This is a genomic window from Leptospira alstonii serovar Sichuan str. 79601 (genome assembly GCF_000347175.1).
GTDB lineage: Bacteria > Spirochaetota > Leptospiria > Leptospirales > Leptospiraceae > Leptospira > Leptospira alstonii.
The window spans coordinates 1-22,140 of sequence record NZ_ANIK01000087.1 but is presented as its reverse complement, the minus strand read 5'-3'; the positions used below and the strand labels follow the sequence as shown (position 1 = coordinate 22,140).

The window sequence follows — 22,140 nt, the reverse complement described above, 5'->3', positions numbered from 1 at the left end:
CAAACCCCGATCGTTGAAAAGTTCGAAATTGGCTCGGATTTGTTTGGAAAGAATCTGAATCAAAGTGAAACCGGTCGTATTCTGTTTTTTCAAATCAATGGGAGTGATCATTCCAACTCCGTTGTCCTTTATTATCAATTTGTAATTTTCCCCGTGTTTAGAAAAACAAATCTCTATCTTCGGGTCCGACGATCCCTTAAACGCATGAGTCAGAGAATTGTTCAAAAGTTCGTTGAAGATCATCGCACAAGGAATCGCCGTTTCGATCGGAAGATCGATTCGTTCCGAATAATTGAGGATCAATACTTGCGACTCCTTATGTTTACTTTTCAGGTTCTCTATGATCTTTTCGATCACGCTCGAAAATTCTATACTGTGATAGTTGTCCGATTTGTACATGTAATTATGAACTTCGGACATCGCCAGAATTCGATTCTGAAATTCGAATAATACCCTTTGCGAATCCGATTTGTCGTTTCGATGAAGATCCGCGAGTCCGCATAAAACTTGAAGATTATTCCTCACCCTGTGATGGATTTCCTTGATCAGCTCGTCTTTTTCCTTGATGTAAGAATTCAAAAGATTGACGGTTAAAAAGGCAAGGATCGTAAAAAGAAAAAAACCCAATACGGAATCTACGACGAAAACGCTGTTTAATAAATTCAGAGCATCGAGTTTGTAAAAAAACAAAAACATTATAATAAACGAATATAATGAAATATACATGGTCGTTCGAATATTCGTGAATAACAAAAACAAAATAACAAGAATGGAAAGACTGGGCAGGACGTTTCCGACCGGATTTCCGAAAAGCAACGCCCAAGCAACCCCTATCGCCACCGAAAGCAAAGTGATAACTAACGCTTTTTTATACTTTCCCAACCAAAGCAACAAAATCGAAATGAACGATGCGGTTATGAATAGTATAAAACTCGGACGATAAGTCCTCTCCTTTTCATAGAAAAAAAAAGTGAATGTTAGGCTGGCAAAAGTAAAGACCACCGCATTAAAAAAAAGCAAGTACAAAGCTCTCACTCTTAGGATAAACGGTTCCTGCGCGTAGATACTTTGAAATTTTTTTAAAATCATACTTTCCTTAAAAAACCGATCCTTTCCGAAATTGTACGCCGTAAAAACCCATTTACAACTCAAAGATTGTAACTCTTAGCCGTCAAATTTCAAGTCAAGAGAAATACAATATATGGATCATTTGACTTCTATTTCGAAACAAAAACGAGGATTCCATCCGCGTCGGTAAAAGGAAAGTTGGTAAAATTTCTTAAGTTCCCCGATTTTAAATATCAATTCCTAAATGACATTTGATTGATTCTTAATTCCAACATTTCCTTTTTTCCAACATCTATCTCAAAACAGCTCATTCTGGCGTATAACAAACCTTTTACGGGTTAGCAAAAAATCTTTGAAGTAAAATCGAAAAAACGATCCGTCGACGCCAAAATCCTATCTTTTTTTCGGGAAGTCTGGCTTACTCACTTCGGAACCTCTCTATATTTCCTCTGATATTTCATTGGAGGTTTACAAGATGAAACAAAATAAAAATCAATTGCAGAGAGGAATGTGGACAATTACGGCTTTCGTAATCGCGGCATTCTTCTCGGTTACGGATTGTAAAAAAGAAAAAGACGACAATAACGAACTTTTGCTGATAGCCGCGCTTCTAACCAATGGTCCGAACGGATCGGCTGAGTTCAGTTTTTCGAATACTACAAATTTGCTTGCGGCAAGGACCAAAGATTCCTCTCGTTTTTTGACGCTCCCCGACGCTCTCGGACAAGAGCCTTCGTTCTTAACGGACTTAGCCGGGGACAATCCTCAAAACTACGGTGACGGAAACGGTGACGGATTTAACGATAAGTTTGTAACTCCGCAAGCCGCCGAAATTCAAGTTTGCCAGATCGTCGCCTACAAATCCGCCGCAAAAGGAGGACCGGCCAAAGGAAGCGAAACTTTACAAAATGCTAATTTTGTTTCCTTCAATATGAGCGGTCCGTTCGGGAGCGGCGTATGCACTGCGTTCCAACCAATGCGTATAACCGGACTCAGTGGCACAATGAAGACAGCCCTACGGGTAAACCAAATCCCACAGAACGAAAAAGACGACTACGATCGAATCGGATTGGTCATCAGAGCGTTTAGGTATTATTTTAATCCGACCGATCTTCCCGAAAACGCGTATCGTTACGTGGATTTGATTTTGAACAAACCTACTCTTCCTATGTTCCCCGGAATGGAAGGAGCCGTTTTTGCGGAAAGAGGGGACGTTTCTCCGGTCATATTCGATTACCAAGCACCCCAATCGTTTATGACTTCTCCGAGTCTTATGTTTCCGGAATTTCTTCCCCAAGACGAGTTTAGATCTTACTCGTTTTTTGAATCCTTTGTCGATGTGTCCAGCGGCTCGCTTTTAAAAATGCCGGACGCTACCAGCACCAACGTGGCGTTCGGATTCAATTCTTTAAATCCGGCGGAAAATTTTTCCGGAGTTCCTTATACAAACAGTTCTCAGAAGTTGAAATTCAAATTACCGACTTCCGCCAACTCTTTGAAAAAAGACGATCCTTACATTCTCGTAGTGAACTTGAACAATACCAAAGGGGAAAAAGGAAATCTCCTTTTCAACGTTTCCGTGGACAGAGTCCTCTTCTGGGATTCGAGCGCCGCGGACAACGTTTTCTCTCCTCAATTGAATGCGGCCGACAGACCGAACGCAACGAGCGGAGAGGATAACCTAACAACGACCTCGAGAAGAAACGTGATCTTTCATTTGCCTACGATCCTCGGCGAAACGAAATGAAAGATATGAACATTAGAAAAATAGAAACCGATTAAAAAACAGGCGAAGTGACTCCTAATAAGCGTCGCTTCGCCTCAAAGACATCTGGTGCAAATACAAAATGTATGACTTCAAAAAGAATTCGATTCTTACCGCATCGAGAGCGTTTTTTATCGTTTGAAAATTCCGTCAGGCGATCGGCGGATAATCCAAAAGGGTTATCTCCGGATTTTTCTTCTGAAAATAACCCTTGTCCCACTCCGTATCAAAGAGAAGAGCCGCCCTACCGCCACGATCGGTAACCAAGTTGGCGGATGAAGGAACCTTCGCCAAATCCTCCCGACCGATCCAACAGGAAATCACATACGGAAGAACGGTGATCGTTGAAGGCGCGTTATATTCGTCCATGAGCCTTCTCTTGAAAACTTCAAATTGAAGTTGTCCCATCGCGCCTATGATGGGCAACCCTCCCCCGATCGTCTGCGACGAGAACAAATGAAGAATTCCTTCCTCCGCAAGTTGATCGATTCCCTTACGAAAACTTTTCATACTCGCCGTGTCGGAAGATGAGATCGTGGCAAAAAGTTCCGGAGCAAATACGGGAAGACCTTTCAGATCCGGAACCTTCGAAGTCGCGACGATATCGCCGATCGCGTACGTTCCCGGATTTACAAGGCCGATGATATCTCCCGGATACGCCTCATCGACGGTGTTTCTATCCTGACCGAAAAAAGCAAAGGAAGAAGAAAGTTTAACGGATTTTCCCAATCTTCCGTGAAGCACGTTAAGCCCTCTTTCGAACTTTCCGGAAGTCACTCTTAAGAACGCGATTCGATCCCTGTGTTGACGATTCATGTTCGCTTGAACCTTAAAGATAAAACCGCTGAACGGCGTATGGATCGGATCCAAACGAGATCCGTCTTTCAAAGGAAAGAATAACGGCGGAGGTGCGATTTTGATGAACTCGTCCAAGAACAATTGAATCCCGAAGTTGTTCACCGCGGAACCGAAGAAGACGGGAGTAATCTTAGAATCCAAAAAGTCTTCCTCTCTGAATTCCGAAATTCCGCCTTCTACGAGTTCCAATTCTTCTCGAAAGGTTTTGATAACCCAATCCTCAAACCTGGAATCGAGTTCCGGATCGTTTATACCCGAAGTTTGAAAAGCAGACTTCTGACTTCCTCCGGGGGTCTTATCGTATGTTAGAATTTTCTTATCTTTGCGGGAATACACTCCGCTGAAATCCACGCCGGTTCCGATCGGCCATACCATAGGAACCGCCGAAATTCCGAGAACCTTTTCGATCTCGTCCAAAAGTACAAAAAGATTTTTTGTGGGCCTGTCCATTTTGTTGATAAAGGTTACGATCGGAATTCCGCGATCCCTACATACTTTGAAGAGTTTGATCGTCTGAGGTTCCACTCCCTTACCCGCGTCGAGCACCATCACCGCCGTATCGGCCGCGATCAACGTGCGATACGTATCTTCTGAAAAATCTTCGTGACCGGGTGTATCCAATAGATTGAGAACGTGCCCGTTATATTCGAACTGAAGCGCCGCAGAAGTGATGGAGATTCCTTTTTCCTTTTCCATCTCCATCCAATCGGAAGTCGCGGCCTTGCGATTTTTACGGGCCTTAACGGCCCCGGCGAGTTGTATCGCACCTCCGTATAAAAGGAGTTTTTCCGTAAGAGTGGTTTTTCCCGCGTCCGGGTGAGCAATGATCGCGAAGGTTCTTCTTCTTCGAGTTTCCTCTTCGATGGATTGATTTGATTTTTGTATGACTGGTTCGCTCATTACTTTGCTCCGCGCTCTTTCCAGATTTTCTTTGCAAAGCGCTCTGTCAGTAACTAAACGAGCGATTCACATTACGACGATCCATAGGAAGTGAGTTTGGCGTTGGCTTTCAACGAAGTTGTTGGATATTTTTCAAAAGTAAATGAAAACTTATTTTGGAAAAAAAGTTTCAGTACGACTTTCCTTTTTTTTACGGCCTTCCGAAATATTTCAAAAAATACTCGCTTCCTTTCTGATATATTTTTGATTGATTCGGAATTTGTGCGTCCATACTTCCCTGCCCACTCACCAGCCATAATGTTCGATCATAAACGTATTGACCCTCAAAGTGAAAAACCAGTACGACGTCGTAATCGCCATCGGAATATTCCTTCCTTCCGATTGCATAAGCGGTATTTGAAAGAATTTTCGTAAAATATAATATTCTTGTATTTTTCTTTTCTTGCGTAGAAATCTCTTTTACGGTTTTACTTGCCACAAATTGTCTGATAATTGAAATCGGCAGAAGAACAAAAGAAGACAAATAGAGAACGAGTAAATTTGTAGCGATTAAAGTTGAATATTTTTTACCGTATTTAATAAAAAGAAACAACATCCAGAAGTGATACAATAGGATTGCAAATAAAAACAATCCAAATGCCAACTCCTTATCCGGATAACCGTCTACCTTATTGAGAGAATCTAAAAAAACAAGATTCAAAGAACAAAAGAGAGTTAATAAAACGATACCGGTATTCAACCCTCTTCTTTTAAAGATAAGAAATAATCCGTAAATTATAATCAGAAAAAGCGGGTAGGAAATAAAATCGATTGTATCCCCTTTCATCCAAATTGAGTAGAGCAAAATGACACCACTCAAAACGAAAAATAGAATCACCGAATAAAACGTTATTTTATTTACGAATTGTGATGTCCTTCTGCTTTTATTTTTTTGTATGTTGTCCATCAATCGGGCAAGTCCGTTCATAATCGGGTTTTAAAATCCAATCTTAAATTTACATTCCGATTCCATATAGCAAAAACTTCGTATCAGCATACTTTTTATTTCATTCGTATTGTCTGCGGTAATGTAAATCGGCTATATTCTTCTCATCTTACAAATAGAAAGGTGCCATTATGGAAGGACTTCCCTTCACTCCATCCAAAGCTCTCAAAGGATTGAAACTTCGGAATCGACGGTTTTGAAGAATCTTTCGAAATTTTAAAAATCAAAGAAGACGGAATTACCATTTCTTCTTCTATAGAATTGAATCTACTCAATGGTTCCCCCGTAAGCGGACAGATCGATTCTCCAACTTTAAATCTTCAATTTCGTTTTCAAGGACGTCTCCAAAGACAAGTCGCCAGACGGGATCAAAACGGTTTCATTCTTGGAATTCAATTGAACCAAACCACAAGATATCCCGATCTTCTCATTGCATTGGAACTCTCTTCTTAACTTGAAACTCTCTCTCGTTTATCTTTTTCATTTACGAAACAACTTCGATTTTGTTTTCTGTACATAAGCTCTTATGACCGAAAGCAATGTAAAACATCTGATATCCTGGGAAGATTGGTCGGATTCCGAGATTCTGGATTTACTCAATTTTGCAATTCATGTTAAGAAGAATCGCGTCAACTACTCGGGTCATCTCAGTGGGCGTTCCCTCGCTATGCTCTTTCAGAAAACCTCCACGAGAACCAGAGTTTCCTTCGAAGTCGCGATGACCGAAATGGGAGGCCACGGAATTTATCTGGATTGGATGGCGTCTAACTTTCAACTTTCCGATATCGATCTGGAAGCGAGATATCTTTCCAGAAACGTTTCCGTCATCATGGCCCGTCTTAAAAAACACGAGGACCTTCTCGCGATGAAAAACGGTTCCCAGGTTCCCGTGATCAACGGATGCGATAATATGTTTCATCCTTGTCAATCCCTCGCGGACATCATGACAATCGCACTCGATAAACCCGAACGTCCTTTAAATCAGGTGAAACTGACTTATATCGGAGTTCATAACAACGTAGTCAATTCTCTCATCGGGATCTGCGCAGCACTCGGAGTTCGTCTCACTCTTGTAACTCCGATCGCCGAAAAAGAAAACATCCACGAATCGACGGTGGAAAGGGCCAAGTCCAAAGGCACTCTCGCTTGGGAACAGAACCTGGAAAAGGCCGTGAAAGACGCGGACTACGTCTACACGGATACTTGGTTGGATATGGAATTTTTCAACGATCCTTCTTACGCGGATAAGAAAAAACAAAGAATGGAACTGATGATGCCGTATCAGATCAATTCTTCTTTGATGGAAAAAACCGGCGCGAAAGTGATGCACGACATGCCGATCCACGCGGGTTACGAAATTACCCGTGACGTGGTCCTCAGCCCTAGGTCGATCATATTCCAGCAGGCTGAGAATCGTCTGGACGCTCAAAAAGCGATCATTCTTAAACTCCTGGAAGCTTGATCCTTCTGAAAATCGGTTTACAGAGGTCCGCGCTTTCGAAACCTGTATTTAGAGCCTTTTACCCTCACTTGCAGGCTCGAAATCAGAATTAAAGGTATCTCTATGTCTAAATTGACTCATCCGAGAGAGGCGCTCTTCGAAGGAGAAAAGCCTTTCCCTATCATTCCCGCCTGTGAGCATTTTGCAGGTTCCGAAAAGCTGATTACAAAAGCGCTCGAACTCCAAAACAAACTCGGCGGTCTTTTCGATATCACGATGGACTGCGAAGACGGAGCGCAAACCGGAAAAGAAAAAGAACACGCGGAACTGATCGTTCGTCTTCAAAACAGCGAACTCAACAAACATAAGATGAGCGGGGTCAGAATCCACGACTACACAAACGCGTTCTGGAAACAAGACGTAGACATCATCGTTCCGGGAGCCGGAGAAAAAATCGCATACATCACCATTCCAAAACCTACCCGCGCGGCTCAGGTCGAGGAAATGATCTCTTACATCCAAAAAGCGGTTCAGAAAGCGGGAATCAAAAGAGAAATTCCGATTCACGTTCTGATCGAAACCAACGGAGCCCTTCAAGAAATCGAAAAGATCGCGGCCCTTCCTTGGTTGCAGGTTCTTGACTTCGGTTTAATGGACTTCATCTCGGGACACCACGGGGCGATTCCTGCTTCTTGTATGAAAAGCCCCGGTCAGTTCGACCACGAACTCTTAAGAAGAGGAAAGGCGAACTTAGTAGCGGCGGCTCTTGCCAACGGAGTGATCCCTGCACACAACGTAACTTTGGATCTTAAAAATCAGTATCAAACTTATAAGGACGCAAAACGCGCCCATGACGATTTCGGTTTTTTAAGAATGTGGTCCATCTACCCGACCCAGATCCAAGCGATCCTTGACGCTATGGCTCCGGATTACAGCGAGGTTCAAACCGCCGCTGAAATTCTCATCCAAGCTCAAAACGCGGAATGGGGACCGATTCAGTATGCGGGCGATCTTCACGACCGTGCGACTTACAGATACTTCTGGGAAATTATCCAAAAAGCTAAATTGACCGGAATTTCCATTTCGGACGAAGCGAACAAAAGATTCTTTAACTGATTTTAGTTTAGAATTTTTGAATGTAAAAAGCCGCAATCTCTTGCGGCTTTTTTTATGATCAAAACTCTACAGAAAATATTCTTCATTTTGAATGTATCGTTTTCTTATACGGAACTAAGAAGATGCCCCGCCGATCGCGACGAATTTGTATTTGTGCGGTCCTAAGGTTCTAAAGGATTTTCAAAATGGAAATGTGTGCAAAATCGATTTCGAGTCTTGGTTCAAAAATACTTTAGAATTTTATAAAAATGGAAACGACCGATCTTACTTAACGAACTTCTCCAAAAGTTTTGAAATCAATTCGTTTAAACTCTTCTCAACGTGATCCCAGGACTTTTTATTCATAGGTTCCAAAGGCATTTTTTTATCGAGTTGTTTGAATCGATCGAAACTTTCTCTCGCGTAGTCCAAATACTTTTTCGGATCGATTCCGAGTTTGTCCAATTGAGTTTCGTTTTTGATATAAATCGCGGCCATTTTTTCCTTATAATCGTCTTCTAAAAAATAATAACGAATGTCCAGTTTGACATCGTCCATGGCCTTATAAATTTTCGAACCCAGAGATTCTTTTTTTTCCGCCGAAGGTTTCTCGGAAGCGTTCTCTGAAGGGGAGGTCTGAGGTTTTTCACCGGGCTCCAAAAGTTTGGCAAGAGAATTCTTTTTTTTCATCTTCTCGAGCTTTTCACGTTTTAAAATATCGAATAAAGCGCTTTTTTTATTCTTACTCACGATCACACCCTATCATTAAATTATACTTACTTTCTTATCGGAAGACATAGGCCTCCCCGCCACTACTAATAGCTATAAGACGAATTTTCCAGGAAAAAAATATCTTTCAATTTGAATTCTAAAAAAAGTCTAGAATCCCTCGAACGTAGTATTTCATTTGTGTCAAAAACTTATTTTTTAAATCTTTGCGACAAACCGTTCGAGAAGAAAACCTTACGGTAGGCCGATGGTTCTTTGTAAAACAAAGAGCGGGCAAGTTTGATGAAAGTAAAAACTCATGCAAAAAAAAGGAAATCCGTTCTTACGAAAGTTAGAGTCAAAAAAAATTTAGCGACTTCATCCCGAATCCGATTTTTGATCCGTCCGGAGTTTCCTTAAGGCACAGTTTGGAAGCCACTCGCAACGCAAACAAAAAGAATCCTCGGGTTGAAAGGTGGGCGGAGGGCATAAATTCACGTTCTTTTGTTGCAAAGGGATCAAAATCGTTTCCCGATCGGAATAGGACGTTTGCCGAGCCAGTTCGCTTAACAATTCTAAATTTTTTCGAGTTTCCGAATCCAAATCCCCCTCTAAAGAGCGAGTCTGCGGCGGTGAATTCTCTTGAATCTTTTTTTTAGGAAAGATTTTTCCGAAACCGAGGAAATTGTTTTTCAAAATCCAAGGGGCGACGAGAGTCGCACCGATCGCTCCTCCGAGATGACAGGAATTGCTCACTACAAAGGGGGAATGGAAATAATAAACCGAAACGAAGTCCGCGACAAACCCCCCTCCCACAAAAATCCAAGCCGCATAACGCGCTTTCATTCTAAAGAAGATAAGAAACACTTCCGTTTCGGGAAATAAAATTCCGAACAAAACGAGAATCCCGGTCACTCCGCCGCTCGCGCCGAGAGTCGTGGTATGAAAGAGATCCATAGGATAATGAATTCCTAATATTTGAACGAACATAGGGGCTAGTAAAACGGTGATTCCGCCCGTTAAGATCGCCGCGACGTAGACGATCGTAAACTTCCATGCGGGAATATATTTACAAATCAAACCACCGAACATCACGAACACGTACATATTGAAGAACAAATGTATGAATGGAACACCGTATGCCTCGTGTAAAAATCCGTATGAAAAAATTTGCCAGTAGTATCCGTGAAAAACTCGGGAAGGAGTTAACGCGAAGTAATATTCCAAAATTCCGGTTCCGCCGGCAAAAAGCTGAAGAATATAAATGAGGACGTTTGCGATTAAAAATAGATTGATCGGATGAAATATAGAACGACCGAAAAGAGACATTCCGTTTCGGTATTTTCTTTTTGCCATATTGGATAGAATACGAACTGTGGTTAGAGAGTCAAGCAGGCTAAGCCGGGGCAAAAAATCGCCCCGGGTTTCCTACATTCTCCGGGAGAAGGAGAATGATTTTTCAATCACATTCTTTAAATCGAAAAATCGGACCTCAACCTTTAGAGTCGGAAAGAAAAAAATGCGAGAATCAGTACTAAAACCAATTCTTTGGACAAACAAAGAACTGATCCTTTTGGATCAAAGAGTTCTTCCCGGAACCACTTCCTATCTGACCGCAAAAACGATGGAAGACTGTATTTTTGCGATCCGTGAAATGGTCGTTCGGGGGGCTCCCGCGATTGCGATCACAGGCGCCTTTGGAATCGTTTTGTATTTGAACGGCCTGTCTTCCAAACCGACTCTCTCCGAACTCAAAATAAAACTAGACGAACTTTTAGAATCCAGACCAACCGCGGTCAATCTGAGACTTGCCATTGAGGAATTTTCCTCCCGTTTTCCGAAATCGGATTATTCCTCCTTCAGTTTACAACAGATGCAAAAGGGCGCGGAAGAATTCGCACTCTTTATGCTCGAAGAAGATTTAGGAAACAATTTGACCCTTTCTAAAAATGCGCTCTCACTCTTTCCGAAATCTCCCTCTTCCTTGAACATTATCACTCACTGTAATACGGGGGCGCTCGCCACCGCAGGACACGGGACTGCGTTAGGCGTTATACGGTCCCTCCGAGACGCGGGACACTCTCTTACGGTTTTTGCGGATGAAACCAGGCCCTATCTGCAAGGAGCCCGCCTAACGGCCTGGGAATTGAAAGAGGAAGGAATTCCCTCCTATCTCATCACGGACAATATGGCCGGTTGGGTGATGGCTTCCCGAAAAATCCACGCGGTTATCGTAGGAGCGGACCGGATCGCTTCCAACGGAGATACGGCCAATAAGATCGGAACCTATCCTTTGGCCATCGTCGCCAAACATCACGGAGTTCCTTTTTACGTGGCCGCTACGGCAAAGAGTATGGATTTTAGAATTCCGGACGGAAGTCATATTCCGATCGAAATGAGAAAGGAAGAAGAAGTCACTTCGTTCGGATTTTTGAAAGACGCGGAAGGAAAACCTTTGTTAAACGAAGGTGTGATCGCTCCCAACGGAATGAAAGCCCTCAATCCTTCCTTCGACGTGACACCCGCCTCGCTCATCACCGGAATCATTACCGAAAGAGGAATCGTCTCTCCCGTTAACGAAGAGAATCTGAAAAAAGTTTTCGGTTAACAGCAACGGGTTTCGGAAATTACTTCTTGAATTGCCGGGTTTATGGCACATCTCAAAAACTTGCCGAGAGCGATTCACAAAAAGCGAAGGCCTCGGGAAACTAAAGCGCCTCGCTTCTATTGGCGCTCGACAAATCCTTTCTTAAGATCCGAGAACTTTTGGAGTTGTTATGGATAAGAAATCGGAAGTTAGGATTTTTACCGATTTCGTCCGAACTTACTTCGTCTGTAACGCCACCATCATCGCCTTCTCCTGCCCCGGTTCAAAAACCATTATAAAGGAAGATTGAAACTTAGTGATCTTTTCGATCTGCCTTCTGTAATGAATCACCGCGCCGGGAAACGCGCCTTTTTGAACCGCGAGCCGAACGGAGCCAGAATTGAAACGAGCGCTTTTCAAACTTTCCTGTTTGAATTTTAGCATATTCAAAATCTTTAATTTTTTGTTATAATCTTCGAATACCGTTTTAAAAGCGGCCTTTTTATCTTCGGGAAGATTTCCTCTGGAACGTTGAACCATGTGTTTGATCTGTTGGATCTTAGGGAGAATTTTCTCCATTTCCTTCTCGCCCATCTGAATCTTTTTGCTGATATCTTGAAAGGAACGATCGTTCTTAAAATGAAATCCGAGTTCGACCGAAACGTCCAATTCCGCGCTCGATCCCAAGGAAACGACTGAAATTCCTTCGTTGGTTCTAATCTTGCTCGAAACGAGGTTGCCGTTCGATCCGTTTAGAATGACCGAACCCAAAGTATCGATCGTAGAATTCAGAATCGCTCCTTCTACGATGATATCTCCTTCCGTTTCCAGAAATGCGTTCTCGATAAACTTCGCCTGAATCCTTCCCGTCACTTGAATGATTTCCGTACCGGAACCCTTAATCCCGCCGTGAACAATCAAATCCTGCCCGACCTTCACCGTATTACTTTCCAAGTTTCCGTAGACGACAAGAGCCCCCGTACATTCCACAACGGAACCGGGTTCGATATCTCCTCGAACGATTACATTTCCGTCAAACTGAATGTTTCCCGTGGAAAGTCCCACGTTACCCGCGATTTGAAGTTCGGGGGATACCGTAATGGAAACTTCGGTAACGAAGATCACTCCGTTGGTGGAAGCGAAATATTCCTGAAGTTTTTTTCCTTCCTCAAGGCCCGCCCTTTCCTCGATATTATTACCGATCACAAGTCTAGGTTTTTTGATCGCGGGCGCAGGAATGATGTTTCCGAATACGTCAAAGCCGGGTGTTCCGGGAATTCCTTCGAACTTTGTGGCGAGTTTTTCCCCGACTTTAACGTTGATGTAACGATCTATGTTTCTGAAATCGGCCCTACCGTCTTCGAGCAGTTTGACCCGTTTTGCCATCGGATGATAAAAACGAACCCATCCGTTTTCTCCGGGAATCGGAGCCGCACCTTTTGCAATCTCTACTTTGATCGGAGTGAAATCCCCCTTTTTGGTCGCTTCATCGAGCAACGCCAAAACTCTTCGGATCTCATCGATTAACATTCGTTCTCTGTGGATTCCCCAATCGAGAACGATACTCCAGAGTTTATCCTTGGATACGGTTTCATCTTTCAGATTGTACGGTCGAACGGTCATCGTTGCCGTCAGTTGATCCGGAGAGACTGCAACGGTAATTGCGGAATCAATGGAAACGGGAGATATTTGAGATTCTGGCGTTGGTGTATTCATAGGTTTATTGGTCGCATTCATGATCTTTCAATCTTTTAGTCATAAACTAAGATTCCTCTCCAATTTCAACTTGAGAGAGAAAAGAAATTAAAATCTAGTATATAGGATTCCATTGAAATAAAACTTATTTTTTACATATATTACGATGAATCCGAAGAACTCTTCTCAAAAAACAACGCTGTCTTACAATTCTTAAGTCTTTTCTCGTAGAAAATTTCCCTCTTGAGACAAACCGTACAAACAAAAGTGAATCTCACTCACTCGAATAAAACAACAAACGTCGGTCTAAATTTTTTTCTAAAATCTTGTTCACTTCCGAACTTTCGAAAACGAAAACCTTGCAAGAAAATAAAAAATCGAAGGTTCGTTCGATCAACCTAGGATAAGACGAAAAAACACTCAGAAAACCCACGCTCAAAAAGGGCGGCCCGCGGAAAAAAGATAATCTCCCCAGAATTTCGCCATGGGAAAAATTTCGGTCAAACTAGAGTAAAACGGACGATGATCCCCGTGGGTCAGAAGGCCGGTTTCGAGAAAGGAAACGTTTTGATTTCCATTTTTCAGAATTAAATCCCTTAAATCCTTGGATTCTTGGGGAGAAATGACAGGATCGTCGTCCCCGTGAAGTAAAAAACAAGGTTTGAAAAAACGATCCGCAAAAAAAGCGGGAGAAGTTTCTTTCACGAACGTATCCGCGTTCGTAACGGCTTTTTTGATTTCAAACGCGGTTTGTTTTCTAAAATCGGAACTCTCCAAAAACTTTTTTACAAAAACCTTATCCTCCTCGCTTAAAGCGGAAAATATTTTCGGTCCCCGAACCATGTCCCCCTCTCTGGAAAGTCCGTTGTCCAGAGCCGATTCAAAAAAGTATTCCTTTAAACCCTCGGGCCGAGAACGAATCCAATGAACGTAATTGTACATCATCACGTTCACCGCGTAACTTTCTATTTCATAATTTTTTAATACGAACGGAAAAGTATCGCCGAAGTTCGAATAACTTCCGATCAAAAGCGCGGAGGTCAAAACCCTTTGACATTCCGGATTTGCTAATGCGACAAAGCCCATTCCCGCCGAAAAACTCGCGGAAAGATAGGACAGAGGACGTTTTTCCAAAGCGTAAATCTTAAGAAACGCGGAACGAATATTGGCGATCGTCTCCGAGCGAACGAGCAGCCCCTTGACTTCCGGAAGTTCGGGAAGATAAACACGAAATCCACGGTTGGCTAGATTATTTCCCAACGCGAGAATTCTCTTGTCGTCGATTCCTTTAAAACTCATCCCGTGTTGTAGATAGATCAAGGGCGCGTGAGAGTCGGTTTGATTTTCCAGGATCTTCGTTCTTAAGGAAACCGAGTTCGGTAGATCTAAACTTGTCTCCGTTATACGCACTTGTTTGGGAGTTTTCAGTCCGGAATAATCGATTAAAAAGGGCAATCCCCGCCATAGGTTAAAAGGGTACATCGGCGTTGCAGTTTTTAAATTCCGGTAAAAATCTCCACAATTTTTTTACGATTCAAAAGTATTTTGCAAAGTCCTAAAACTTTTTCATGAGGAGGATGAGATAGGTTCTTCCCAAGTATTGTTTCGCTTTCAAGTCTTTTAAAAAGTAGATCAGGATGTATTGTCTGTACGTTTCCAGATCGATCGGTATCAATTTATGATTCAGCATTTCGGGCGGTAAAAGATCGGTTTCAAATCTTCCGAGTTTTATTTCCGAAATCAACAAACCGCAGATCTGATTGGCAAACTCCATCAGGATCGAAGGAGCATCCGCTCTTACCGTAGGATCGATATGAAAGGATTTTGCCACCAAAGGAAGCAGTTTTAATTTCGTATAACCGTCCATCGCAAGAAATAACTTTCCTTCGATCTCTCCCTTGAATTCCACCATCGTACAGTTTTCGTAACAGAGTCCTTCGTTTTTGGACGGACCGAACGCCTCGCGGATCGCGGTTACGTTCAGAGTTTTGTCCAGATATTCCGGAAAGATCTGCGAGATCGTAAGAATGAATTTTTCGTCGAGTAAGGGATCGATACTCACAGACAAATATACCGATTCGGGCCTTCTTCGACGGACAATCCGAGCGCCTTTCTGGCGTTAGTCGACCATTCTTCCCTGTTTTCTTCCAAGACGGACACGCCCAAGTTGAGATCCGCGGGATGATTTTCCTTTTGCAGTGATTCCACGAGTTCCTTTAAATTTTTGCTGAAAATTTCCCATTCTTCCGGAGAAACGAAAAATGCGATCCTGTCTTTTCGAATTCTATAAAAACGGATCTGCTTGCGAAGTATTTTGGAAGTCCAGAGCGAAATCCATTTCAACACGTAAGGATAAGGAGATTCCGTCCGAACACTTGCAAAAATTAGAATACTCTCATGAACTCGTGTCTTATCCGATTCGAACGCATGCAGATTTCCGAATCCGGTTTCCGGATCGGAAGATTCGAATTGTATCGAAACCTGCTCTTCGTATTCTTCCTTCCAAGATTGAAACTCTCTCGGATTCAAAAGCTCCCATTCGTTTAACGATATTTTGAGATAACCGAAAGGCTGAACTCCGATGGAAAGCGGAATCAAAACGGAAGTATCGGTGAATGCAATTCTCCCCTCCCCGATCTCCCTTAAACTTCTTTCGGTCAGAGTATTTTCTTCCGGAGACTCGGGAATATGAAACACCTTTCCCTTACGGGAAGCCAAGAGCAGAGAAACTTCCCCGCTTAAAAAGTAGATTTCGGTCGCGCCGAGTTTGGAGCCGAGTCGCTCTAAAAGTTTTCGATGTGCGTGGATCAGCTCCGGATGTGTGGGAACGTCTCTTCTCCAAATCGTACGAACCTGAGTTTGATTCGGTTTTGCCGCAAAACTTCGTTCCGTATTTGTTTCTTCCGGAGAATCGCTTACGCTCTGAAACTTCGAGTTTTCGTTTTTCTTTTCTTCCGGATGAATTTGCAAGACCGGAGTTGGAATAGTACTATCGAATGTTTGTGTCGCCCTATTTGTAATTTCCGTTCGAGAATTCGAATCGATTTTCGGATGTTGGTTCGTAGTACGACGATTCGGAGATTTTTGAACGCTTTCCTTAAGAACCAAACCGAACAGGAACAAAAGTGAAATCGAAATTCCCCCGAAAACCAAGGTGTCACCGGTTAGGAGAATTTTGTGGATGTTCGTCTGTTTTTCTAAAACGTCGAACGAACAATTAAAAAAAAAGAAAATGATTCCGAAATATTGGATTTTCATAAGCGGACTGCCGTTAATATACTTAACGGGCAAATTCCAAGACCTCTCAACCAATTTTTATGAAGTTATACAACGAACTGGCAGAATTCTATTTCGATATCGAAAAGCCCGCACGCAAGATCGATTCCGAAACCAAGTTTTTGGATCGCCTTTTTCGAAAACATAGGATCATGACCATCCTGGATATGGGTTGTGGTACGGGAGAACACGTTCGTCACTTTCAGTCTCTCGGTTATAGACCCAAGGGAATCGATTCTTCCTCCAGAATGATCGACGTCGCCAAAAAAAGATATTCCCATTGTAAGTTCGACGTGTCTCCGATGCAAACGTATCAATCCGGAGTTCTTCTCGACTGTGTAATCAGTCTTTTCGGTTCGTTTAACTATCTCTTAACGAACGAGGAAATCGACTCCACTCTCAATCACATCGAACAAAATCTGAAACCCTCGGGCCTCGCAATTCTAGAAGTCTGGAACGCGGAACCTCTGCGAACGATCAAAAGAAAGCCGATCACTCCAGTCGCTCAGATCAAATCCCAAAACACTACGATTCAAAGAAACAGAGGCTTCCGTTTGGTCAGGGCCGATACATCCACGATGGTGGAAGTCAATTATATCTATCAAATCGATACGAGGGAAATTCGGGACAAACACGTTATGCGCGTTTTCTATCTTCCGGAAATCGAAAAGATGGTTCTCAGACATAAATTCGAAATCATACAAGTGTATTCCGGTTTTAACGAAACCAAATTTAAGAATTCGGCCGGAAGAATGATTCTTGTTCTGAAAAAAAAGAGCGCCTAATCCGTAGCGATTTTTTATTTCTTTTATTCATTCAAACCGGTCTGCAAAAGTCGTTTTTAGCATTTGCTTGATTTTTTATAAGGGAAACATTTTCCGTTTCTTTAGTCGAAACGAATTATAAAACAAAACGCAATCCGATCTTACGATCCGAGACCATAAGATCGTTATTTTGGAATTGTTACTTCCCAGCGATAGAGCTGCGATCGAATTCCTTGAAAACCATAAAATGCGAATGGAACCGGTCCCTCAAGTCTTCCCCAAAAAACGTAAGTATTCCCTTCGATCAGCTCGTAGGTTTCATCGACCAATTCGTCGTCTAAATTCGGATCTTTCCAAGAGCCTCCGTTTTCCTCTTTCAAATCGATTCTAAATTGATATTCAAACATTCCGTTTGATTTGGAACCGACGAAAAAGAAATTCCCCCTCCCCATACTTGTATAGCTTCTTCTTCGCTCTGGATGGTCAAAGAAAACCGTAAACGTCGCTCCTGCATTACGTACATCCAATTGTTCCTTTACCCCGGACTCATTCCAGGGATATATGTTCAGTTTATTGCGCCACCCGTCGGTCCTTATTCTCCGTTGCGGATTGTATTTATCGATCGGATAAAACTCGAAACGAACAAAACAGTGATGACCTTGACATTCTCGTTTGTCCAAAAAATTAATATCAGAAATCATACGAAAATAAAGGTCGTCCTTCTCTCGTCGTTTCAATTCAATGGAATGAATTTTGAATTGAGTCGTTATGCAGCCTGAAAAAAGAAAAACTATGATCGCAAAAATCAGAACGACGATCCCGGTAACTTGCGGTTTTTTTTGAATTGGATCGTTTTTCAATCGATTCTCCGTTCGTGTTTCATATTAGAGTTGTTGAAAAATAAATTCTTGAATCGGCTTATATTTTATGAATCGGGCGATTCGGACAATTTTACTTTCAGGAAATAACAATCTTTCAACAACTCTATTCACTCTGATTTCAAATAGTAAGTGAATCGTTAGAGATGACAGTATTTATATTTACACTTCTTCAAAAAACAATTCCTAGATTTCTTCAAAAAAACGGACTATTTTTTATCTAAAATTTTAGGGACGTTTACTTGATTCCAAAAAGTCCTTGCCCAACCTTGGCAAGGCTCTATCCATAACTCCGGAGAATTTATAAATTTATGCCAGAATCCTACGATCTCACAGTCATCGGAGCGGGACCGGGCGGTTACGTCGCCGCAATTCGAGGCGCTCAATTGGGAATGAACGTTTGTATCGTCGAAAAGGACAAACCCGGCGGAATCTGTTTGAACTGGGGTTGTATTCCCACCAAAGCCCTTTTGGAATCGGCCCATCTTTTGGAAAAACTACACTCCGCCAAAAATTACGGAATCGAACTTTCAAACGCGAAACCCGATTTTCCCGCGATCATTCGACGTTCCAGAAAGGTTGCGGACGGTATGGCTTCCGGAGTCGAGTTTCTTTTAAACAAAAATAAGATCACTCGCAAAAAAGGAAACGCGGTATTCAAAGATTCGAATACGATTTGGCTTCCCGATACTTCCAAGGAAGAAATCACGTCCAAGTATTTTATCGTCGCGACGGGGGCCAGAGCCAGAGAACTTCCGGGTTTGCCCTTTGACGGAACCGCGGTTCTTTCCTCAAAGAGTGCGATGGTTCAGGAAAAAATTCCCAAATCCCTTTTGATCGTAGGAGCGGGCGCGATCGGAGTGGAGTTCGCCGACTTTTATTCCGCAATGGGAACCAAAGTAACGTTAGTCGAAATGTTGGACCAAATTCTACCCGTAGAAGATAAGGAAATCTCGGCGTTTTTAGAAAAGTCCTTCGTTAAAAGAGGAATCCGAGTTCTTACGGGAGTCGGAGTTTCCGACCCGACAATCGAAAACGGAAAAGTCAAAGTTCTCCTGAAAGGAAAAAATCTTCCGGAAACGGGAGAGCCCTTGGAAGCGGAAAAAATTTTGGTTTCCATCGGACTCGTTCCAAATACGGACTCGATGAACTTAGAAGAGATCGGAGTTTTTTTACAAAGAGGTTTTGTAAAGACGGACACAAAATACAAAACGAGCGTTCCTCATATCTATGCGATCGGAGATTGTAACGGACCTCCTCTACTGGCGCACGTCGCTTCTATGGAAGGAATCAAGGCCGTGGAAGCGATTTCGATTCACTCCGGAAATCCGCACTTCCTCAGTTATATTCCGATCGACTACGACGCGATTCCGGGTTGTACATATTGTCATCCTGAGGTCGCCTCCATCGGATGGACCGAAAAAAAAGCGACTGACATGGGTTATACGATCCGCGTAGGAAAGTTTCCTTTTGTCGCAAGCGGTCGGGCCCAGGCGATGGGAGACACGGGAGGTTTTACGAAGGTGATCGTGGATAAAACTTCCGGAGAAATTTTAGGAGCGCATCTCATCGGTCCCGGAGTGACCGAACTCTTACCGGCGATCGCCCTCGGAATGACTCAGGAACTGACAGCGAAAGAAATCGCGTCCACAATCTTTGCCCACCCCACACTTTCGGAAACCGTAATGGAATCCTTTGGAGCGGCTTTGGGAGAAGCGATCAATCTTTAGGGAATGAATAAACCAGGTTTCCGGTCAGTAAGATATCCGTTTTATCGACTTGGAACTCCGGTGGGAGATGGGAACTGAGAGTGAGCAAGGAAGGATCTATATCGTGGAACTTTCCGCTTTTCTCGTCGAAGAAATGATAGTGGTCCACGATATTGCTGTCGTAAACCGATTTTCCCAAACAGGAAAATTTGAATTCCCTCAGAAGCCCGGCTCCAACGAGGACGTTTAACGTATTATAGACGGTCGCAAGGCTCATTTTGAAAGAGCGACGATCCACCCATTCTTTGACTTCTTCGGCGGTGGGATGGTCGGCTTCGCAAAGCACATATTGGCAGATCGAAATTCTCTGCATCGTGGGCTGAATGGAAACGGACTTCAACCTCTGTTCGATTTCCGCCGGTGTGAGACAATTTTTTTTAACAAATAATGCTTCCATTCTTCTTAGAATCCCATTCGGAACCCTCTATCCCATAAGACATTCGTAAATCGCATTTTCGCACAATTTTATTCGGAGAGTGCGCGGAAATCGTCTCTTTGTTGAAAAATTTCGCAATCCAAAAAAGGAAGCAAAATGAAAACCGCAAACCGCCGAAAAAAACGGACAAGAAAGTCTTTTTACTTTAACTCTTTCTTCTAAATCTCCAGAATGTCTAAAAATTCTTCAGATGATACGAGCAATGAAACAAAAAATTACATCCGTCCTTCTGGCAATCCTTCTTACCCTACCGGCAGCGGCGCTATTAGCGGACGAACCCGTCGGGAATACGCAAAATACTCAAACTGTCGAGGCCCAGGATCCTTCTCATACGCAAGAAGGCCATCATGAAGTTGCGGGAGAGGACCTTCCGTATTGGAGCGTAATTCCTTTCGCTCTTATGCTTTTGTGTATCGCACTTTTGCCGATCGTTTCGCATACGACTTCTCATTGGTGGGAAAGTAATACGAACAAACTGATCCTCGCGCTCGTTTTGGCGTCGTTCTCGTTTGTCATTTTGGTCCTGCACGGTTGGTTCGGTAAGATCGTTCATACTCTTGTGTTCGAATACGTTCCGTTTATCATTCTTCTCGGAGCGCTCTTTTATATTTCCGGCGGAATCCGTTTGAAAGGGGATATCGAAGCGACACCTCTCAACAACACGATCTTTTTGATCATAGGAACCTTTCTCGCATCCTTCATCGGAACCACGGGAGCTTCCATGCTTTTGATTCGTCCGATTTTAAAAACGAACTCGGAAAGAAAACACGTGGTTCACACGGTGATCTTCTTTATCTTTTTGGTTTCGAACATCGGCGGTTCCTTAACTCCTCTCGGAGATCCTCCGTTGTTCTTAGGTTATCTGATCGGAGTTCCGTTCACTTGGACGTTCAAACTTTTACCGGAGTTACTCGTTGCGAGTATCCTTCTTTTGATCGTTTATTTTATCTGGGATACGATCGCTTACAAAAAAGAAAGCGTTAAGGATATCAAAAAGGACCACGTTCGTAAAGAAAAGATCAGCCTGGAAGGTCAGGTAAATTTCATCTGGTTATTCGGAGTCGTTTTGTCCGTCGCGTATTTAAATCAAAATTACATTTCGGCGATCAACGAAAATCCGTACATCGCATTTATCAGAGAAGGAGTTTTGATCGGTTTGATTTTTGCTTCCAAGTTTACGACTCAAAAACTTGTAAGAGAACACAACAAATTCACTCTGCATCCGATCCAAGAAGTCGCCTATCTGTTCATCGGAATTTTTATCACGATGATTCCGGCGCTCATTCTTTTGGAACACCACGGAAAGGAACTGGGAGTTACCGAAACCTGGCAGTTCTTCTGGGTGACCGGTATTTTCTCGGGAGTTTTGGATAACGCGCCGACTTACCTCACCTTTTTGTCTTTGGCGAAGGGAACTTTGGGAATGACGGACGTGGCTCAAATTCTCGCAGATCCTCACGCGGAAAGTATCTTAAAAGCGATTTCGGTAGGAGCCGTGTTTATGGGAGCGCTCACGTATATCGGAAACGCGCCTAACTTTATGGTAAAGTCCGTCGCGGAAGAGAATAAGATAAAGATGCCGAGTTTCGGCGGATATGTACTTTATTCTTTTGGAATATTGATCCCAGTCTTTTTGCTTCTCACGTTCATTTTCTTCCGTTAAGAAGAACCCCGCCGCCAGGTCCCTCTCTTTTTTAGGGAGGGACTCTTACTAGGGATCAGTGGTTAGAGATCAGATGTCAGGTTAAAATTTTTCCGTTTTATCTATTATAACGGCATGGAAGAGATCCGAGTTTTACCGTTCGTTTAAAAACGTAGGAGCTCATACTAGGGATCAGTGGTTAGAGATCAGATGTCAGGTTAAAATTTTTCCGTTTTATCTATTAGGACGGCATGGAAGAGATCCGAGTTTTAC

18 protein-coding genes and 1 pseudogene are annotated in these 22,140 nt (G+C 42.9%); 8 read left to right on the top strand and 11 right to left on the bottom strand.

Annotated features, from left to right (window positions below):
• A partial coding sequence (locus LEP1GSC194_RS16375) for a histidine kinase dimerization/phosphoacceptor domain -containing protein (RefSeq protein WP_036043452.1) occupies positions 1-1,089 on the bottom strand: 1,089 nt, incomplete at its 3' end.
• A 454-nt stretch (positions 1,090-1,543) separates the two neighbouring features.
• Between LEP1GSC194_RS16375 and srpA the strand changes: the two genes are divergently transcribed.
• A complete protein-coding gene (srpA, locus tag LEP1GSC194_RS16370; RefSeq protein WP_020774616.1) occupies positions 1,544-2,815 on the top strand; it encodes a sigma factor sigX-regulated lipoprotein SrpA in 1,272 nt (423 codons plus the stop codon).
• Between the two features lie 168 nt (positions 2,816-2,983).
• On the opposite strand, the gene LEP1GSC194_RS16365 is transcribed toward srpA, so the two are convergent.
• On the bottom strand, positions 2,984-4,591 hold the full coding sequence (locus LEP1GSC194_RS16365; RefSeq protein ID WP_020774621.1) for a peptide chain release factor 3: 1,608 nt from the start codon (positions 4,589-4,591) through the stop codon (positions 2,984-2,986).
• A gap of 190 nt (positions 4,592-4,781) precedes the next feature.
• Positions 4,782-5,330 carry a hypothetical protein gene (locus LEP1GSC194_RS16360; protein WP_157229220.1) on the bottom strand — a complete coding sequence of 183 codons (549 nt, stop codon included), beginning with the start codon at positions 5,328-5,330 and terminating at the stop codon, positions 4,782-4,784.
• A 377-nt stretch (positions 5,331-5,707) separates the two neighbouring features.
• Here LEP1GSC194_RS16360 and LEP1GSC194_RS23485 point away from each other — a divergent pair.
• The 3 genes and pseudogenes from LEP1GSC194_RS23485 to LEP1GSC194_RS16345 all read left to right on the top strand — a co-directional run bounded on the left by LEP1GSC194_RS23485 (position 5,708) and on the right by LEP1GSC194_RS16345 (position 8,133).
• Positions 5,708-6,029: pseudogene (locus LEP1GSC194_RS23485) on the top strand (hypothetical protein).
• A 73-nt stretch (positions 6,030-6,102) separates the two neighbouring features.
• The gene (locus LEP1GSC194_RS16350; protein WP_036043448.1) at positions 6,103-7,038 is read left to right on the top strand and encodes an ornithine carbamoyltransferase; all 936 of its coding nucleotides are present in this window, start codon (positions 6,103-6,105) and stop codon (positions 7,036-7,038) included.
• Between the two features lie 102 nt (positions 7,039-7,140).
• Positions 7,141-8,133 carry an HpcH/HpaI aldolase/citrate lyase family protein gene (locus LEP1GSC194_RS16345; protein ID WP_020774622.1) on the top strand — a complete coding sequence of 331 codons (993 nt, stop codon included), beginning with the start codon at positions 7,141-7,143 and terminating at the stop codon, positions 8,131-8,133.
• A gap of 264 nt (positions 8,134-8,397) precedes the next feature.
• Here LEP1GSC194_RS16345 and LEP1GSC194_RS16340 read toward each other — a convergent pair whose 3' ends face one another.
• Together LEP1GSC194_RS16340 and LEP1GSC194_RS16335 are read right to left on the bottom strand one after the other, a co-directional pair.
• Positions 8,398-8,862 (bottom strand): LIC11177 family protein, encoded by a 465-nt coding sequence (locus LEP1GSC194_RS16340; protein ID WP_020774611.1) that lies wholly within the window; start codon positions 8,860-8,862, stop codon positions 8,398-8,400.
• A gap of 336 nt (positions 8,863-9,198) precedes the next feature.
• Positions 9,199-10,230 (bottom strand): rhomboid family intramembrane serine protease, encoded by a 1,032-nt coding sequence (locus LEP1GSC194_RS16335; protein WP_155826376.1) that lies wholly within the window; start codon positions 10,228-10,230, stop codon positions 9,199-9,201.
• A 109-nt stretch (positions 10,231-10,339) separates the two neighbouring features.
• On the opposite strand from LEP1GSC194_RS16335, the gene mtnA reads away from it, so the two are divergent.
• Positions 10,340-11,428 carry an S-methyl-5-thioribose-1-phosphate isomerase gene (gene mtnA / locus LEP1GSC194_RS16330; protein ID WP_020774626.1) on the top strand — a complete coding sequence of 363 codons (1,089 nt, stop codon included), beginning with the start codon at positions 10,340-10,342 and terminating at the stop codon, positions 11,426-11,428.
• Positions 11,429-11,644: 216 nt separating this feature from the next.
• Here mtnA and LEP1GSC194_RS16325 read toward each other — a convergent pair whose 3' ends face one another.
• From LEP1GSC194_RS16325 to LEP1GSC194_RS16310, 4 genes are all read right to left on the bottom strand, one after another.
• Positions 11,645-13,144: a DUF342 domain-containing protein gene (locus LEP1GSC194_RS16325; protein ID WP_021064659.1), complete on the bottom strand. Its 1,500-nt coding sequence runs from the start codon at positions 13,142-13,144 to the stop codon at positions 11,645-11,647.
• 393 nt (positions 13,145-13,537) lie between these two features.
• Entirely contained in the window at positions 13,538-14,584 is a 1,047-nt protein-coding gene (locus tag LEP1GSC194_RS16320) for an alpha/beta hydrolase family protein (protein WP_036043444.1), read from the bottom strand.
• Positions 14,585-14,657: 73 nt separating this feature from the next.
• Complete coding sequence (locus LEP1GSC194_RS16315) at positions 14,658-15,170, bottom strand: chemotaxis protein CheX (RefSeq protein ID WP_020774628.1); 513 nt, start codon at positions 15,168-15,170, stop codon at positions 14,658-14,660.
• Positions 15,161-16,360: a hypothetical protein gene (locus LEP1GSC194_RS16310; protein ID WP_020774627.1), complete on the bottom strand. Its 1,200-nt coding sequence runs from the start codon at positions 16,358-16,360 to the stop codon at positions 15,161-15,163. The genes LEP1GSC194_RS16315 and LEP1GSC194_RS16310 overlap by 10 nt, the downstream gene beginning before the upstream one ends.
• Before the next feature lie 59 nt (positions 16,361-16,419).
• Between LEP1GSC194_RS16310 and LEP1GSC194_RS16305 the strand changes: the two genes are divergently transcribed.
• Positions 16,420-17,163, top strand: coding sequence for a class I SAM-dependent DNA methyltransferase (locus LEP1GSC194_RS16305; protein WP_020774612.1), 744 nt, complete (start codon positions 16,420-16,422; stop codon positions 17,161-17,163).
• A 164-nt stretch (positions 17,164-17,327) separates the two neighbouring features.
• Here the strand turns inward: LEP1GSC194_RS16305 and LEP1GSC194_RS16300 are convergent, their stop codons facing one another.
• Positions 17,328-18,002, bottom strand: coding sequence for a hypothetical protein (locus LEP1GSC194_RS16300; RefSeq protein WP_020774619.1), 675 nt, complete (start codon positions 18,000-18,002; stop codon positions 17,328-17,330).
• 329 nt (positions 18,003-18,331) lie between these two features.
• On the opposite strand from LEP1GSC194_RS16300, the gene lpdA reads away from it, so the two are divergent.
• Positions 18,332-19,750 carry a dihydrolipoyl dehydrogenase gene (lpdA, locus tag LEP1GSC194_RS16295; protein WP_020774620.1) on the top strand — a complete coding sequence of 473 codons (1,419 nt, stop codon included), beginning with the start codon at positions 18,332-18,334 and terminating at the stop codon, positions 19,748-19,750.
• Here the strand turns inward: lpdA and perRB are convergent.
• The gene (perRB, locus tag LEP1GSC194_RS16290; protein ID WP_020774615.1) at positions 19,740-20,186 is read right to left on the bottom strand and encodes a peroxide-responsive transcriptional repressor PerRB; all 447 of its coding nucleotides are present in this window, start codon (positions 20,184-20,186) and stop codon (positions 19,740-19,742) included. The genes lpdA and perRB overlap by 11 nt on opposite strands.
• 241 nt (positions 20,187-20,427) lie before the next feature.
• Between perRB and LEP1GSC194_RS16280 the strand changes: the two genes are divergently transcribed.
• Positions 20,428-21,888 carry a sodium:proton antiporter gene (locus LEP1GSC194_RS16280; RefSeq protein WP_020774618.1) on the top strand — a complete coding sequence of 487 codons (1,461 nt, stop codon included), beginning with the start codon at positions 20,428-20,430 and terminating at the stop codon, positions 21,886-21,888.
• Positions 21,889-22,140: the final 252 nt, after the last annotated feature.

What these genes read in the sequence shown, in the direction of transcription:
- srpA (WP_020774616.1), top strand. Translation starts at nt 1,544, where the DNA reads ATGAAACAAAATAAAAATCAATTGCAGAGAGGAATGTGGACAATTACG.
- LEP1GSC194_RS16365 (WP_020774621.1), bottom strand. Translation starts at nt 4,591, where the DNA reads ATGAGCGAACCAGTCATACAAAAATCAAATCAATCCATCGAAGAGGAA.
- LEP1GSC194_RS16350 (WP_036043448.1), top strand. Translation starts at nt 6,103, where the DNA reads ATGACCGAAAGCAATGTAAAACATCTGATATCCTGGGAAGATTGGTCG.
- LEP1GSC194_RS16345 (WP_020774622.1), top strand. Translation starts at nt 7,141, where the DNA reads ATGTCTAAATTGACTCATCCGAGAGAGGCGCTCTTCGAAGGAGAAAAG.
- mtnA (WP_020774626.1), top strand. Translation starts at nt 10,340, where the DNA reads ATGCGAGAATCAGTACTAAAACCAATTCTTTGGACAAACAAAGAACTG.
- LEP1GSC194_RS16325 (WP_021064659.1), bottom strand. Translation starts at nt 13,144, where the DNA reads ATGAATGCGACCAATAAACCTATGAATACACCAACGCCAGAATCTCAA.
- LEP1GSC194_RS16320 (WP_036043444.1), bottom strand. Translation starts at nt 14,584, where the DNA reads ATGTACCCTTTTAACCTATGGCGGGGATTGCCCTTTTTAATCGATTAT.
- LEP1GSC194_RS16310 (WP_020774627.1), bottom strand. Translation starts at nt 16,360, where the DNA reads ATGAAAATCCAATATTTCGGAATCATTTTCTTTTTTTTTAATTGTTCG.
- LEP1GSC194_RS16305 (WP_020774612.1), top strand. Translation starts at nt 16,420, where the DNA reads ATGAAGTTATACAACGAACTGGCAGAATTCTATTTCGATATCGAAAAG.
- lpdA (WP_020774620.1), top strand. Translation starts at nt 18,332, where the DNA reads ATGCCAGAATCCTACGATCTCACAGTCATCGGAGCGGGACCGGGCGGT.
- perRB (WP_020774615.1), bottom strand. Translation starts at nt 20,186, where the DNA reads ATGGAAGCATTATTTGTTAAAAAAAATTGTCTCACACCGGCGGAAATC.
- LEP1GSC194_RS16280 (WP_020774618.1), top strand. Translation starts at nt 20,428, where the DNA reads ATGAAACAAAAAATTACATCCGTCCTTCTGGCAATCCTTCTTACCCTA.